Source organism: Chthonobacter rhizosphaerae (assembly GCF_013839525.1).
Taxonomy (GTDB): domain Bacteria; phylum Pseudomonadota; class Alphaproteobacteria; order Rhizobiales; family Pleomorphomonadaceae; genus Chthonobacter; species Chthonobacter rhizosphaerae.
Genome location: NZ_JACDIS010000001.1, coordinates 653,181 through 667,893 on the forward strand (window position 1 = coordinate 653,181; position 14,713 = coordinate 667,893).

A 14,713-nucleotide genomic window follows, 5' to 3' on the forward strand; every position below is an offset into this window, starting at 1 on the left:
TGATTTCCGCGGTTTTGCCGGGCTTCGATCCGCGCCGGTCGGCGGCTCGGCCGAAAGGCTGACGGAAATCGCGTCCTGGATCGTTTTAGTCGCATCCGGCAGGGTCAAAGGAAGCTCTGAGGGTCGATGTCGACGAGCACGTCGATGCCTCCGGTGGCCTTCGGTGCGGCACTCAGCCACGCACGCATGTAGGCGGAGAGGTCCACGTCCCGGCGCGGCGCGTGGGCGAGCAGCCGGAAGCGATGACGGCCGCGCACCATGGAGAGCGGCGCGTCGGCGGGGCCGAGCACCTCCACGCCCGGATCGGAGGGCGCCGCGCGCGCGAGCGCCCGGGCGTGATCCTCGGCCCTCTCCCGGTCCGGGCCGGACACGACCACGGCCGCGAGGCGGCCGAACGGCGGCATGCCGGCGATCTGCCGCTCCTCCAGCTCGGTGGCGTAGAAGCGCTCCGGGTCGCCCGACACGAGCGCGCGGATCACCGGGCTCTCCGGCGCGTAGGTCTGCAGGATGCCGAGGCCCGTGCCGGCGACGCGGCCGGCGCGGCCGGTCACCTGGGCGAGGAGCTGGAACGTGCGCTCCGCCGCCCGCGGGTCGCCCTGGGAGAGGCCGAGGTCCGCGTCCACCACGCCGACGAGGGTGAGGCGCGGGAAGGTGTGGCCCTTGGCGACCAGCTGGGTACCGATCACCACGTCGCACTCGCCCTTGGCGACCGCCTCCAGCTCCGCCCGGAGACGCTGGATGCCGCCGGCCATGTCGGAGGAGAGCACGATCGCCCGCCGGTCGGGCAGGACTTCCTGCACCTCCTCGGCGATGCGCTCCACCCCCGGCCCGCAGGCGACGAGGCTGTCGAGCGCGCCGCATTTCGGGCAGGCCTCCGGCCGCGGCTCCATGTGGCCGCAGTGATGGCAGGTGAGCCGGCCGCGGAAGCGGTGCTCCACCAGCCAGGCCGAGCAGTTGGGGCACTGGAAGCGGTGCCCGCACGAGCGGCAGAGGGTGAGCGGCGCGTAGCCGCGCCGGTTGAGGAAGAGCAGCGCCTGTTCGCCGCGCTCGGTGGTGCGGCGGACCGCCTCCAGGAGGCCGGGCGCCAGGAAGCGGCCCCGGGGCGGGCCGGCCTTGCGCATGTCGATGGCCGCCACCTCCGGCAGAGCCTGGCCGGTGGCCCGCGCCGGCAGGACGAGGTGGGCGTAGCGGCCCCGGTCGGCGTTGACGCGGGTTTCCAGGGACGGCGTCGCGGAGGCGAGCACCACGGGCGCGTTCTCCATCCGGCCGCGCACCACCGCCATGTCGCGGGCGTGATAGGTGGCCCATTCCTCCTGCTTGTAGGCGGGGTCGTGCTCCTCGTCGACCACGATGAGGCCGAGTTCGCGGAACGGCAGGAAGAGCGCCGAGCGCGCCCCGACCACCACGCGGACGCGCCCCTCCGCGACCCCGCGCCAGGCGCGGGCGCGCGCCTTCGGGCCGACGTCCGAGTGCCATTCGGCCGGCAGGGCCCCGAAGCGCTCGGCGAAGCGCTGCAGGAAGGCCTTGGTGAGGGCGATCTCCGGCACCAGGATCAGCGCCTGCCGGCCCTGCCGCACGGTCTCGGCTACGGCCTCCAGGTAGACCTCCGTCTTGCCGGACCCGGTGACGCCGTCGAGGAGCGTCACGTTCGCCCCCTCGCCGACCCGCTCTCTCAGAGAGGTGGCGGCGCGCGCCTGGTCGGCGGTCAGCCTGGCGGGCGCGAAATCGGCCTCCGGCGCCCGGATCGGCGGGCCGGCCGGCAGCTCCACGTCCACGAGCGTTCCGGCTGCCAGGAGGCCGTCGACGACCGAGATCGACACGCCGGCCGTGGCGGCGAGGCCGGTGCGCGTCCAGGCCATGCCGTCGTTCTCGTCCATCAGCTGGAGCACCCGGTGCCGCGCCGGCGTCATGCGGTCGGGCGCGGCGCCGGCGCGGGCGACGCCCCGCAGCGGCGCTTCCGGCTCCAGCGCCTCCGGCGCGCGCAGCACCATGCGCATCACCATGCCGCGCGGCGTCAGCGTGTACCGGGCCACCCAGTCCACGAAGTCCAGGAGCTCCTCCCTCAGCGGCGGCGCGTCGAACACCGTCTCGATGGAGCGGAGCCGGTTGGACGTGGCCGTGAGGGTCGGCTCCTCGGCGGTGACGACCCCGAGCACCTGACGCGGCCCCAGCGGCACCCGGACGATGGACCCGGGGCGCACGTCCGCACCCGCCGGCACCTTGTAGGTGTAGCTGTCGTCGAGGGCGACCGGCGTCAGCACCTGGACCACCCGCTCGCGGGCGGGCGCGTCGGCGGGCGGGTCGAACAGGTCGTCGAGAAGGGTCGGATCGTCGCGTCTGGTCATCGCTTCACAACATTCGGGCTGCCGCGGCCCGTGGCTTACGATATGGGAAGGAAGTCGCCGCCACCCTAGACCGGTTGCGCCGCTGCCGCGAGGGCCGAGCCCGCGGGCCGGCGCGGCCGCCCGGAAGGCCGGCGCAGTCGAAGGGTCCGTCATGTCGCTTCCCGCCGTCCTGGTCGTCTCCTCCCACGTGGTCCGCGGGTCCGTGGGCGCCCGCGCCGCCTTCGTGCTGGAACGGCTCGGCCACCGGGTCTGGTCGCTGCCGACCGTGATCCTGCCCTGGCACCCCGGCCACGGCCGGGCGCACCGGGTGCCTCTGCCGGCCGCCGACTTCGAGGCGCTCGGCGCCGACCTCGCCCGCGCGCCCTGGCTCGGCGAGATCGGCGCCGTCGTCTCCGGCTACCTGGGCGATCCGGCCCAGGCGGACACGGTGGCCCGTCTCGTCGCCGCCGTCCGGGAGCGCAACCCTCGGGCGCTCTACGTCTGCGACCCCATTCTCGGCGACGACGGCGGGCTCTACGTGCGCGAGGAGGTGGCCATCGCCCAGCGCGACGTGCTCCTGCCGATCGCCGACGTGGCGACGCCGAACCGGTTCGAACTCTCCTGGCTCGCGGGGCTTCCGGCGGAGACCCTCGGCGAGGTGGCGACGGCCGCCCGCGGCCTCGCGCCGCCCACGGTGGTGGTCACGTCCGCCCCCGCCATGATGCGCGGCAAGATCGCGACCGCCCTGGTGACGGCGACCGACATGGTGGTGGCCGAGACCCAGCGGATCGAGGGCGCGCCGTCCGGCACCGGCGACCTCTTCGGCGCGCTTCTCGTCTCCCGCCTCCTGGAGGGCCGGCCCGGCGAGCAGGCCCTCGCGGCGGCGGCGGCCGGCACCGTCGATCTCATCGCCCGCAGCGTGAAGGCCGGGTCGGACGAGTTGGACCTCACGGTCAACCAGGACAGCCTCGTCCGCCCGCTTTCCCTGGTCGACCTCCGCCGTTGGGCGCCGCCGGCCCGCCCCCGCGCGCCGAAGGCGGGTCCGGCCCCGTGACCCGGGTCGCCGGCGTGGACGGCTGCCCGGGCGGCTGGATCGCCTGGCTGATGGACCCGGCCGACCCGGCGGGCGCCGAGATCCGCGTGATGCCGCGCCTCTGCGCGCTTCTCGGTGACGCCGGCGCGCCGGCCGTCGTGGCGGTGGACATGCCGATCGGCCTGCCGGACAGGGTCGGCATCGGCGGCCGGCCGGCGGAGCGGGCCGTCCGCGGCTTCCTCGGCGCGCGCCAGTCGAGCGTCTTCTCCGTGCCGTCCCGGTCGGCGGTCTACGCCGCCGACTATGCCGAGGCCTGCGCGGCCGCGCTCGCCACCTCCGATCCGCCCCGGAAGATCTCCAAGCAGGCGTTCCACCTCTTCCCGAAGATCCGCGAGATCGACGCACTTCTCGCCGGCGACCCCACCTTGCGGACCCGCGTGTTCGAGGCCCATCCGGAGGTCGCCTTCGCGGTCCTCAACGGCGGCCGCGCGATGGCGCTGCCGAAGAAGGTGAAGGGCGCCGTCCATCCGCCCGGTCTCGACGAGCGGCGCGCGCTGCTGGCGGCCCTCGGCCTGCCGGCCGCCCTTCTCGCCGGCCGCCCGCCGCGGGGCGCCGCGGCGGACGACCTGCTCGACGCCGCCGTCTGCGCCCTCGTGGCGGCCCGGATCGCCAAGGGCGTCGCCGTGCCGCATCCGGCCGAGGAGGTGCGCGACGCCGTCGGGCTGCGTGTGGCGATCTGGGCCTGACCCGGACGGGAACCGGCGGTCCGCGCCGCCGTTCATCCGGCCGGTTCCCCCGAAGGGATCATCTGCCGTCGTGGCGCACAGGCTTGTGCGACGCGGCGCGAGGGACTAGTGAACGGCCAGTCCCCCGTCGGTTCCCTCCCCGTATCGCACCCGTTCCGAAGGACCGCCGATGTCGACCGAAAGCAGCCTCCAGCCGACCCGCCCGCCTCTTCCGGACGCCTTTCCGGACCGCCTGGTGACCGGCTACCAGTCCTTCCGAACCGGCCGCTACCCCACCGAGGAGGAGCGCTACCGCCGTCTGGGCGACCTCGGCCAGAAGCCGGAGATCATGGTGATCGGCTGCTGCGACAGCCGCGTGTCGCCGGAGGTCATCTTCGACACCGGTCCGGGCGAGATCTTCGTCGTCCGCAACGTCGCCAACTTGGTGCCGCCCTATACGCCCGACGGCGAACTGCACGGCACCTCCGCCGCCCTGGAGTTCGCCGTGGTGGCCCTCAAGGTGCGGCACATCGTCGTGATGGGCCACGGCCGTTGCGGCGGCATCCACGCGGCGCTCGCGGAGGGCGGCGATCCGCTCACCCCCGGCGACTTCATCGGCAAGTGGATGTCCCTGATGGACGAGCCGGCGAACCGGGTGCGCTGCGACCACACCATCCCGCAGGAGCGCAAGCAGCGCGCCCTGGAGCACGAGGCCGTGCGCGTGTCGGTGCGCAACCTGATGACCTTCCCGTGCGTCCAGACCCGCACCGCCAAGGGCTCGCTCCGGCTCCACGGCGCCTGGTTCGACGTCTCCGAAGGCGCGCTCCACGTTCTGGACCCGGCCACCGGCGCGTTCCGGGTGGTGGACGACGAGGACAGCCCCTTCCGTTGCGCCTGACCGGCGGGACGGGAGCGAACGCAAACGCTCCCGGTCCCCCAGCGCCGCGGCCGGCGGGCCTTCTCCGCAGCCGCTTGATCGCGGCCGCCGGCTTCTGTACTTGGGCTGGAATACCCGAGCGCGCGCTCGCTTCTGCCCCGAGGATCACGACCCATGGCGACCCACAGCCTCTTCCTCCTGCCCGGCGACGGGATCGGCCCCGAGATCATGGCGGAGGTGAAGGGGCTGATCGATCTCCTCAACGCGCGCGGGATCGCGAGCTTCACCACCGACGAGGGTCTCGTCGGCGGCGCGGCCTACGACGCCCACGGGGCGGCCATCTCGGAAGCCGACATGGCGAAGGCGCTCGCCGCCGACGCGGTGCTGTTCGGCGCCGTCGGCGGGCCGAAGTGGGACGGCGTGCCCTACGCGGTGCGCCCGGAGGCGGGCCTCCTCAGGCTTCGCAAGGATCTCGGCCTCTTCGCCAACCTGCGTCCCGCCATCTGCTACCCGGCGCTCGCCGACGCCTCCAGCCTGAAGCGCGAGGTGGTCGAGGGTCTCGACATCCTGATCGTGCGCGAGCTCACCGGCGGCGTCTACTTCGGCGAGCCGAAGGAGATCGTCACCCTGGAGGACGGCCAGAAGCGCGCCGTCGACACCCAGCTCTACACCACGTCCGAGATCGAGCGGATCGCCCGGGTGGCGTTCGACCTCGCCCGCACCCGCGGCGGCCGGGTGGCATCCGCCGAGAAGCGCAACGTCATGAAGTCCGGCGTGCTCTGGAACCAGGTGGTGACCCGGGTCGGCAAGGACGAGTATCCGGACGTGGCGCTCGAGCACGTGCTCGCCGACAACTGCGCCATGCAGCTCGTCCGCTGGCCGAAGCAGTATGACGTGATCGTCTGCGACAACCTGTTCGGCGACATCCTGTCCGACGTGGCCGCCATGCTGACCGGCTCGCTCGGCATGCTGCCGTCCGCCTCCCTCGGCGCCCCGGACCCGGCGACCGGAACCCGCAAGGCGCTCTACGAGCCCGTGCACGGCTCGGCCCCCGACATCGCCGGCAAGGGGATCGCGAACCCGATCGCCATGATCGCGTCCTTCGCCATGGCGCTGCGCTACTCGTTCGGCCTCGTGGACCTTTCCGACAAGCTCGACCAGGCCATCGCGGCCGTGCTCGCCCGAGGTCTTCGCACCCGCGACATCGGCGGCGACGGGGCGACGCTGGTCTCCACGCGCGAGATGGGCGAGGCTATCCGGACCGAGTTCCAGGCCCTGCTCGGCTGAGCGGGGCGGCGGGGGGATCCCGCCCGGGTTCCTCACGAAAATGTCAAAAACCGAATGCTTAACTTTGCGTCCCCCGACCATACATCAGGCTCAGGCGGTCGCGTCCGATATTCGGTAGTGCCCCCCGTCTCGCCGAGGACGGGCCGCCCCGCTGGAGATCCCTCCCAGCGAAGCGTCTGCCAGGACGCCGCGCCCAGTCTCCCCCGGGACTGGGCGCTCCTGTTTCCGGTCCACGGTCGCCTCCGATCCCGATCCCCGCGGAAGGACCTCCCATGACAGCGGCGTTCGCCGTCGCCAGGCCGTCTCCCCTGACCGTCGCGACCTGGAACATCAATTCCGTCCGGATGCGGCTCGGCATCGTGACCCGCTTCCTGGAGACGGAGGCGCCCGACGTGCTCTGCCTCCAGGAGACCAAGTGCGGCGACGGCCAGTTCCCGACCGCCGCCTTCCGCAGGATCGGCTACGGCCACGTGGCGCTCAACGGCGGCAAGGGCGGCTGGCACGGGGTGGCGATCGTCTCCCGGCTGCCGCTCGGCGACGTGGCGGTGCGCTCCTTCTGCGGCAAGGGCGACCCTCGCCACGTGACCGCCAGCGTGGACGTGGGCGGCCGGCGGGTGCGGCTGCACAACTTCTACGTCCCCGCCGGCGGCGACGAACCGGACGTGGAGGTAAACCCGAAGTTCGCCCACAAGATGGACTTCCTGGCCGAGATGGCCGCCTGGCTTCCCCATGCGCGTGACGAGGGCGCCACGCTGGTGGTGGGCGACCTCAACGTCGCCCCCTACGAGACCGACGTTTGGTCGCACAAGGCGCTCGTCCGGATGGTCAGCCACACGCCGGAGGAATGCGCCGCCCTGGAGAAGGTGCGGCTCGACGGCGGCTGGGTGGACATCGCCCGCCGGTTCATTCCCGTGGAGCAGAAGGTCTACACGTGGTGGAGCTACCGCGCGAAGGACTGGCGCTCCGCCGACAAGGGCCGCCGTCTCGACCACGTCTGGGCGACGCCGGACCTTGCCGAGCGGGCGACCGCCTTCCGGATCCTGAAGGACGCGCGCGACTGGCCGCGCCCCTCCGACCATGTGCCTCTGATGGCGACCTTCTCGCTCTGAGCCGGGTTTCGGGGGCGCGAGGGCCTCAGAGATCCTCGATGGCGTCCAGGCGGGCCTGGACGGCCGCGAGCGCGGCGGCCGTCTCCCTCAGCCCGTCCGCGATCCGCGCCTTCAGGCCCTCGGCGATCTCGGGATATTCCTGCAGCATGCGGCGGAAGAGCGCGCGTCGGATCTGGATCGCCGTGACCGGCCCCCGCGCCACCGCCGTGAACGGGCGGACGCCGTCGACCAGCAGCGCCATCTCGCCCAGCATGATGCCGGGCCCGACCTCCGTCTCGCCGCCGCCCTGGTCGTCCGGCGCTTCGAGCGCGACGCTTCCTTCGGCGATCACGAACGCCGAATCGGCCCGTTCGCCGGCGGCGAACAGGCGCTGGCCATCCCGGAAGCTGCGGTTCTCGGCGGAAAATGCCAGGAGGCGCAGCTTGTCCTCGGTGAATTCCGCGAGGAAGGGGAGGCTTTCAAGAAGTCTGACGTCGCTTTCAAGGCTCATTCGACGGCCTGATCACCTCCTCTGTCGCCGCCGGTCCGGCGGCGCGGATCGGATCACGGGACTAGCTTGTATCCGCCGCCCTCGGTGACGAGCAACTGCGCGTTGGACGGATCCTTCTCGATCTTCTGCCGGAGCCGGTAGATGTGCGTTTCAAGCGTGTGGGTGGTGATGCCGGCATTGTAGCCCCACACCTCGTGGAGAAGCACGTCCCGGGTGATCACCTTCTCGCCCGCCCGGTAGAGGTATTTCAGGATCGACGTCTCCTTCTCGGTCAGCCGCACCTTGCCGCCCTTGCCGTCCACCAGCAGCTTGGCGCTCGGCCGGAACGTGTAGGGACCGATGGTGAAGACCGCCTCCTCGGACTGTTCGTGCTGGCGCAGCTGGGCGCGCAGGCGGGCGAGCAGCACGGCGAACTTGAACGGCTTCGTCACGTAGTCGTTGGCGCCGGCCTCCAGGCCCAGGATCTGGTCGCTGTCGCTGTCGTGGCCGGTCAGCATGATGATCGGGCTGGCGAAGCCGCCCTTGCGCAGGATCTTCACCGCCTCCCGGCCGTCCATGTCGGGCAGGCCCACGTCCATCAGCACCAGGTCCACGTGCGCGGCCCGGGCCGCCTGCACGCCCTTCGTGGCCGTCTCCGCCTCCAGCGGCTCGAACTCCTCGTAGAGCGAGAGCTGCTCGACGAGGGCTTCCCGGAGGTCCGCATCGTCGTCGACGATCAGGATCTTGCGCGCGGTCATGCGGTGGTCTCTTGCGAAAGGAGCTGTTGCGGAGGGTCGCCGCCTGGAAAATGCGGCGATAGGCATTCACTATCGTGGCCGAAAAGACCGATTTTCGATAGGGGGTCAAGACCGATGCACGTGACGCACGCGAAGGTGAAGACCGCGAGAGGCGCCATCACGCGGCTTTCACTGCGCGTCCTGTCGTCGTCAGCCCGGCGCGGGCGCCTGGAGGCTCCGGGCGTCTCGGTGCCCTGCGCCCTCGGCCGGACCGGAATCACCCGGCTGAAACGCGAGGGCGACGGCGCCACCCCGGCCGGAGGGCTGCGCATTCTCGGCGGCTGGTACCGGCCCGACCGGTTCCGCGTCCGCCCCGCCGGCGCCTTGCCGCTTCGACCCTTGCGGCGGGACGACGGCTGGGGCGACGACCCGGCGGACAGGAACTACAACCGCTGGGTCCGACGTCCCTACCCGTCGAGCCACGAGGCGCTCTGGCGCGACGACGGCCTCTACGGCGTGGTCCTGGTGCTCGACTGGAACCTCAGGCCGCGCGCCCGCGGGCGCGGCAGCGCGATCTTCTTCCACCTGGAGCGGCCGGACGGCGGGCCGACCGCCGGCTGCGTCGCCGTTTCGGAAGCCGACATGCGCCGGCTGCTCGCCCGGCTCGCCCCCGGCGCGGTCCTCCACGTGGGCGGCGGGCCGGGTCGACCGCTCGGTTCGGCGCCCGTCAGATCGCCGCGCCGGTGAGAAGCTTCGGCTGGGCGCCGCCGCCGCCCGCCGCCTCGCCGATGAAGTAGCGCTTCAGCACGGGCAGCCTGTCCACGAGGCCGAGCCCCACGTCGCGCACGATCCGCACCGGCGCCAGGTCGTTGGAGAACAGACGGTTGAGCACGTCCGTCACCGCCGCCATCTGCCAGGTGTCGAACCGCCGCCAGCGCTCGTAGCCCTCCAGCACGTCGATGGCGCCTGGATCCCCGCCGATCCGCAGCGCGTCCGCCAGCACCTCGGCGAGCGCCGCCACGTCGCGGAAGCCGAGGTTCAGCCCCTGGCCGGCGATCGGGTGGATGCCGTGGGCGGCGTCGCCGACGAGGGCGAAGCGAGGCTTCACGAAGTCGCGCGCCAGCGTGAGGCCGAGCGGATAGGCGACGCGCGGTCCGTCCACCCGGACCTCGCCGAGATGGTGGCCGAGCCGGCGGATCAGCTCCACCTCGAAGACCATGTCGTCGCCCCGCACCAGGCGGTCCGCCACCTCGGTGCGCTCGGTCCAGACCAGGGACGAGCGGTTGCCGGTGAGCGGCAGGGTGGCGAACGGGCCGGCCGGCAGGAAGTGCTCCTCGGCCCGGCCGTCGTGCGGACGCTCGTGCGCGATGGTGGTGACGATGCCCGACTGGCCGTAGGACCAGCTGGCCGTCCGGATGCCCGCGAAGGCGCGCAGGCGCGACCGGACCCCGTCGGCCGCCACCAGGAGCCGCCCGCGGAGCGTTCCGCCCGAGGCGAGCGTCACCCGGACGTCGTCGTCCCCGACCGAGAAGTCAGTGACCCGGTCCGGCGCGACGATCCGGACGCCGAGCGCCGCCGCCCGGTCGAGGAGCGCGCCCACCAGCCGGCCGTTCGGCACCATGTGGGCGAACGGTTCGCCGTCCTCGGTGCGGCCGTCGAAGGTGAGGAAGACCGGCCGCGTCACATCGTCCAGGCGGCTGTCGGTGACCACCATGTCGAGGATGGGCTGGGCGTCCGGCTCGATGGCGCTCCAGACGCCGAGGGTCTCCAGCATGCGCCGGGCTGCCGCCGCGATCGCAGAGGCGCGCAGATCGGCGGCCGCGTCGGCCGGCCGCCGCAGGTCGATCACCGCGACGGCGATGCCCGGCACGGCGTCCGCCAGGGCGACCGCGAGGGAAAGGCCCACGTAGCCGCCGCCGGCGACCACCACGTCCGCATGCTGTTCAGACCCGGTCATGTGCGTTCCGTTCCTGCTGGGCGGCAGCCTTTCACTTGACGTAAAGGTCAGCTGCGCCTCTGATGCTCGCTCCCGGACCGCCGACGCCCCGACCGCGCCGCCGATCCCCTTTGGAGTTGTCCTTCATGTCGCCCGTCGAAGCGCTGCTGTCCACCCTGGATCTGGAAGTCCTGGAGCAGAACCTCTACCGGGGCGTCTCGCCGACCGTGGGATGGCAGCGGGTGTTCGGCGGGCAGGTGATCGCCCAGGCTCTGGTGGCGGCCCAGCGGACCGTGGACGCCAGCCGGCCGGTGCACTCCCTGCACGGCTACTTCCTGCTGCCGGGCGACCCCAAGGTGCCGATCGTCTACGAGGTCGACCGGATCCGCGACGGCGGGTCCTTCACGACCCGCCGGGTGGTGGCGATCCAGCACGGGCGCGCCATCTTCGCCATGTCGGCCTCCTTCCACGGCGACGAGGAAGGCCTGTCGCACCAGATCGACATGCCGCAGGTGCCCCAGCCGGAGGACCTTCCCTCCGACGCCGAGTTCGCCGCCGCCATCGCGCGGTTCGCCCCGGAACCGGTGAAGCGCTACTGGCAGCGGCCCCGCCCGCTGGACCTCAGGCCGGTGGACCTCGGCCGCTATCTCGGACGCACCCCGTCGGACCCGCGACAGTACATCTGGGTGCGCGCGGCGGGGCCGGTGCCGGCGGAACCCGCCATCCACCGGGCCGTTCTGGCCTACCTGTCCGACATGACCCTCCTCGACACCGCCCTCGTGGTCCACGGCCGCTCGGTGTTCGACCCGGGCCTGCAGGTGGCCAGCCTCGATCACGCCATGTGGTTCCACCGCCAGCCCATGACCGACGAGTGGATGCTCTACGCCCAGGACAGCCCGTCCACCTCCGGAGCGCGCGGCTTCACCCGCGGATCTCTCTACGATCGGTCCGGCATTCTCCTCGCCTCCGTGGCCCAGGAAGGTCTGATCAGGCCCCGCGCATAGGTTTTGCACGAACATTGGGCATGCCACGTCAGGGTCGGACCTTCCCAGGGAGGACCGGACGGAATCCTCGGAGCCCTGCTTACCGCAGCGTTTCGAGCCTGCTGATTCCAGGTCCGTTCTGCCGGTTGCACAGACGCCCTGCCGCTCGCGGCCCGCTGCATACGCCAGACACATTCGGCCATGCGCATAGGCGTCTGCTCAAATACTGAGCACTCACTTTCAAGGCACTTGATCAATTCCTGGGCTGAATCAGAGCTCCGCCTGATTTTCGCCGCTCCGGCCCGCCCTGCCGGCGCCGACCCGGCGTTCGCGGTCGGCCGATCGCCCGGATTTCCGCGTCTCCTCGGTCCTCCTCCGATCCTGGCACGAAGCTTGATTACGGCATGGCCCATCTGACACGCGGCCGTCGAAGGCTTCCACCATTTCGTCCGATCCGGGGTCCGGGCGGGCCGTCGGGTCGGATGGACCAGATCGAGAAGGACATCCATGAAGATCGTCTTGGCCATCATCAAGCCGTTCAAGCTCGACGAGGTGCGCGACGCCCTCACGACGCTCGGCGTGCACGGGCTCACGGTCACCGAGGTGAAGGGCTATGGCCGCCAGAAGGGCCATACCGAGATCTATCGCGGGGCCGAATATGCCGTCAGCTTCCTCCCCAAGCTGAAGCTCGAGGTGGCCGTCGCGTCCGAGCAGGCCGACAAGGTGGTGGAGGCCATCGCCGCCGCCGCCAAGACCGGCCAGATCGGCGACGGCAAGATCTTCGTCTACCCGATCGAACAGGCGGTGCGCATCCGCACCGGCGAGACCGACACCGAAGCGCTGTGAACTGCCCGCGCGTCATCCATGAGAGGAAGTCGATGAAGACCATCAAGACACTTCTCGCAGCAGCACCGCTGATGGTGCTCGCTGCGACTGCCGTGTTCGCGCAGGATGCCGCGGCACCGGCGGCCGATGCGGCGGCGGCGGCCGCCCCGGCGGCGCCCGTGCCCGACAAGGGCGACACCACCTGGATGCTTCTGTCCACCATCCTGGTGATCCTGATGACCCTGCCGGGTCTCGCCCTGTTCTACGGAGGCCTCGTCCGCTCGAAGAACATCCTTTCGGTCCTGATGCAGGTCTTCATCGGCTTCTCGCTGATCGCCATCCTGTGGGTCGTCTACGGCTATTCCATCGCCTTCACCGGCCCGGGCACGGCCGAAGAGGTGACGGCGCTCTCGCCCTTCTTCGGCGGGCTCTCCAAGGCCTTCCTGTCGGGCGTGAAGCTCGACTCGCTGGCCGAGACCTTCACCCAGGGCGTGTTCATCCCCGAACTCACCTTCGTGATCTTCCAGCTCACCTTCGCGGGCATCACCCCGGCCCTCATCATCGGCGCCACCGCCGAGCGCATGAAGTTCTCGGCCGTGCTGTTCTTCCTGGTGCTGTGGTTCACCTTCTCCTACCTGCCCATGGCCCACATGGTCTGGTGGTGGGGCGGTCCGAGCGCGCCGGACGCGCCGACCGGCTACTTGTTCGCGGCCGGTGCCTATGACTTCGCCGGCGGCACCGTGGTGCACATCAACGCGGGCATCGCCGGCCTCGTGGCCGCCATCATGGTCGGTCCGCGCGTCGGCTACGGCAAGGAGAACATGGCGCCGCACAACCTGGTGTGGACCGTCATCGGCGCGAGCCTGCTCTGGGTCGGCTGGTTCGGCTTCAACGCCGGCTCCAATCTGGAGGCCAACGGCCTGACCGCCCAGGCGATGCTCAACACCATCGTGGCCACCGCCGCGGCGGCGCTCGCCTGGACCTTCATGGAATGGCTGACCCGCGGTCATCCGAGCGCCCTCGGCGCGGCTTCGGGCGCCGTGGCGGGCCTTGTTGCCGTGACGCCGGCGGCGGGCTTCGCCGGCGCCGGCGGCGCGATCTTCATCGGCCTCGTGGCCGGCGTGGTCTGCCTCTGGGCCGTGGTGTGGCTGAAGGCCAAGCTGAAGTACGACGACAGCCTCGACGTGTTCGGCGTCCATGGCGTCGGCGGCATCGTGGGTGCCATCCTGACCGGCGTGGTCGCCTCGGAATCTCTCGGCGGCTTCCCGCTCGCCGGCTACGAGATGGGTACGCAGGTCTGGAACCAGATCCACGCGGTGCTGGTCTGCATCGTCTGGTCCACGGTGGTCTCGGTGGTCTCGCTGCTGATCGTCAAGTCGGTGATCGGGCTGCGCGTGCCGGAAGCGGCCGAGCGCGAGGGCCTGGACGTCACCACCCACGGCGAGCGCGCCTACAACTGATCCCGACGAGGCTGCGGGCGGGGCTCCTGAAGCGCTCCGCCCGCAGCCGTCCTTCGCCGGCCCGCACCGCCGGCGCCATTGCCGAAAATTGAGGCTGCCGAGACGGCCCGAGCGGGCCGAAAGGCAACAGGTCGCGGTTGCGGGACCGAAGACATGCCGGCAAGATCAACCCGTGTTTGACGAGGCGACTGACCAGCCGCGGCCGGCACCGCGACGACCCGGTCGCCGCGACCGCCGCCGAACCGGTCTCCGGCGTCCCGCCCCCCATCGTCCGGCCGACAAGCCGGTCAGCATCCCCGTATCCAGGAGGAAGCTCATGAAGATCGTCATGGCCATCATAAAGCCGTTCAAGCTCGACGAGGTCCGGGACGCGTTGACCGCCGTCGGCGTCCACGGGCTGACCGTGACCGAGGTGAAGGGCTATGGCCGCCAGAAGGGCCATACAGAGATCTACCGCGGGGCCGAATATGCCGTCAGCTTCCTGCCGAAGCTGAAGGTCGAGGTTGCCGTGTCCGGCGACCAGGTCGACAAGGTGGTGGACGCCATCGCGGCAGCCGCCAAGACCGGCCAGATTGGCGACGGCAAGGTGTTCGTCTACTCCATCGACCAGGCCCTGCGCATCCGCACCGGAGAGACGGCCGACGAGGCGCTCTGACGCTTGGCCCGGCGGGGCGGGCCGCGCCCGCCCGTCCCTTTCCTGGCGAAGACTCCGTTGCCGTCGGCGACTGATCGTGGTGGTGTTCGCGGTCGACACCGTTGCCCTCCAGAGCCCTGCGGGCGCCCACCCTCTCGCGAGTGCGGAAGATCGAACGCTCGTCTGACGATTGGGCGAGTGTGGGCGGAGAATCTTGCAGCATTGTTTGAGCCGTCGAGAACCGTCCTGAAGAGGCCGCCCCACCCCGGGCGGCCTCTCGGCGTTCGGGCCTCAGGCCTGCACGCCCCGGCGGC

General features: G+C 71.4%; 14 protein-coding genes. 10 read left to right on the plus strand and 4 right to left on the minus strand.

Features of this window, described 5'->3' with window-relative positions; genetic code table 11:
* Nucleotides 1-104: 104 nt before the first annotated feature.
* Nucleotides 105-2,345, minus strand: a complete 2,241-nt coding sequence (locus HND91_RS02970; protein ID WP_181705014.1) for a primosomal protein N' — start codon at nucleotides 2,343-2,345, stop codon at nucleotides 105-107.
* A 151-nt stretch (nucleotides 2,346-2,496) separates the two neighbouring features.
* Here HND91_RS02970 and pdxY point away from each other — a divergent pair, with 151 nt between their 5' ends.
* From pdxY to HND91_RS02995, 5 genes are all read left to right on the plus strand, one after another.
* Complete coding sequence (pdxY, locus tag HND91_RS02975; RefSeq protein ID WP_181705015.1) at nucleotides 2,497-3,378, plus strand: pyridoxal kinase; 882 nt, start codon at nucleotides 2,497-2,499, stop codon at nucleotides 3,376-3,378.
* Nucleotides 3,375-4,103 carry a DUF429 domain-containing protein gene (locus HND91_RS02980; protein ID WP_181705016.1) on the plus strand — a complete coding sequence of 243 codons (729 nt, stop codon included), beginning with the start codon at nucleotides 3,375-3,377 and terminating at the stop codon, nucleotides 4,101-4,103. The genes pdxY and HND91_RS02980 overlap by 4 nt, the downstream gene beginning before the upstream one ends.
* 169 nt (nucleotides 4,104-4,272) lie before the next feature.
* Nucleotides 4,273-4,980, plus strand: a complete 708-nt coding sequence (locus HND91_RS02985; RefSeq protein WP_181705017.1) for a carbonic anhydrase — start codon at nucleotides 4,273-4,275, stop codon at nucleotides 4,978-4,980.
* 153 nt (nucleotides 4,981-5,133) lie between these two features.
* The gene (gene leuB, locus HND91_RS02990) at nucleotides 5,134-6,246 is read left to right on the plus strand and encodes a 3-isopropylmalate dehydrogenase (protein WP_181705018.1); all 1,113 of its coding nucleotides are present in this window, start codon (nucleotides 5,134-5,136) and stop codon (nucleotides 6,244-6,246) included.
* Between the two features lie 272 nt (nucleotides 6,247-6,518).
* On the plus strand, nucleotides 6,519-7,355 hold the full coding sequence (locus tag HND91_RS02995; RefSeq protein ID WP_181705019.1) for an exodeoxyribonuclease III: 837 nt from the start codon (nucleotides 6,519-6,521) through the stop codon (nucleotides 7,353-7,355).
* Nucleotides 7,356-7,380: 25 nt separating this feature from the next.
* On the opposite strand, the gene HND91_RS03000 is transcribed toward HND91_RS02995, so the two are convergent.
* Together HND91_RS03000 and HND91_RS03005 are read right to left on the minus strand one after the other, a co-directional pair.
* Entirely contained in the window at nucleotides 7,381-7,845 is a 465-nt protein-coding gene (locus HND91_RS03000; protein WP_181705020.1) for a cyclic nucleotide-binding domain-containing protein, read from the minus strand.
* Nucleotides 7,846-7,898: 53 nt separating this feature from the next.
* Nucleotides 7,899-8,582: a response regulator transcription factor gene (locus HND91_RS03005; RefSeq protein WP_181705021.1), complete on the minus strand. Its 684-nt coding sequence runs from the start codon at nucleotides 8,580-8,582 to the stop codon at nucleotides 7,899-7,901.
* 114 nt (nucleotides 8,583-8,696) lie between these two features.
* Here HND91_RS03005 and HND91_RS03010 point away from each other — a divergent pair, with 114 nt between their 5' ends.
* Nucleotides 8,697-9,308, plus strand: coding sequence for a L,D-transpeptidase family protein (locus tag HND91_RS03010; protein ID WP_181705022.1), 612 nt, complete (start codon nucleotides 8,697-8,699; stop codon nucleotides 9,306-9,308).
* On the opposite strand, the gene HND91_RS03015 is transcribed toward HND91_RS03010, so the two are convergent.
* Complete coding sequence (locus tag HND91_RS03015) at nucleotides 9,289-10,518, minus strand: ubiquinone biosynthesis hydroxylase (protein ID WP_181705023.1); 1,230 nt, start codon at nucleotides 10,516-10,518, stop codon at nucleotides 9,289-9,291. The two genes, HND91_RS03010 and HND91_RS03015, sit on opposite strands and share 20 nt — an antisense overlap.
* Before the next feature lie 125 nt (nucleotides 10,519-10,643).
* Here HND91_RS03015 and tesB point away from each other — a divergent pair, with 125 nt between their 5' ends.
* The 4 genes from tesB (at nucleotide 10,644) to HND91_RS03035 (ending at nucleotide 14,420) form a co-directional block, all read left to right on the plus strand.
* Nucleotides 10,644-11,501: an acyl-CoA thioesterase II gene (tesB, locus tag HND91_RS03020; protein ID WP_181705024.1), complete on the plus strand. Its 858-nt coding sequence runs from the start codon at nucleotides 10,644-10,646 to the stop codon at nucleotides 11,499-11,501.
* A gap of 486 nt (nucleotides 11,502-11,987) precedes the next feature.
* Nucleotides 11,988-12,326, plus strand: coding sequence for a P-II family nitrogen regulator (locus tag HND91_RS03025; protein WP_181705025.1), 339 nt, complete (start codon nucleotides 11,988-11,990; stop codon nucleotides 12,324-12,326).
* Nucleotides 12,327-12,358: 32 nt separating this feature from the next.
* Nucleotides 12,359-13,765 carry an ammonium transporter gene (locus HND91_RS03030; protein WP_181705026.1) on the plus strand — a complete coding sequence of 469 codons (1,407 nt, stop codon included), beginning with the start codon at nucleotides 12,359-12,361 and terminating at the stop codon, nucleotides 13,763-13,765.
* A 316-nt stretch (nucleotides 13,766-14,081) separates the two neighbouring features.
* Nucleotides 14,082-14,420 carry a P-II family nitrogen regulator gene (locus HND91_RS03035; RefSeq protein WP_181705027.1) on the plus strand — a complete coding sequence of 113 codons (339 nt, stop codon included), beginning with the start codon at nucleotides 14,082-14,084 and terminating at the stop codon, nucleotides 14,418-14,420.
* The last annotated feature ends 293 nt before the right edge of the window (nucleotides 14,421-14,713 follow it).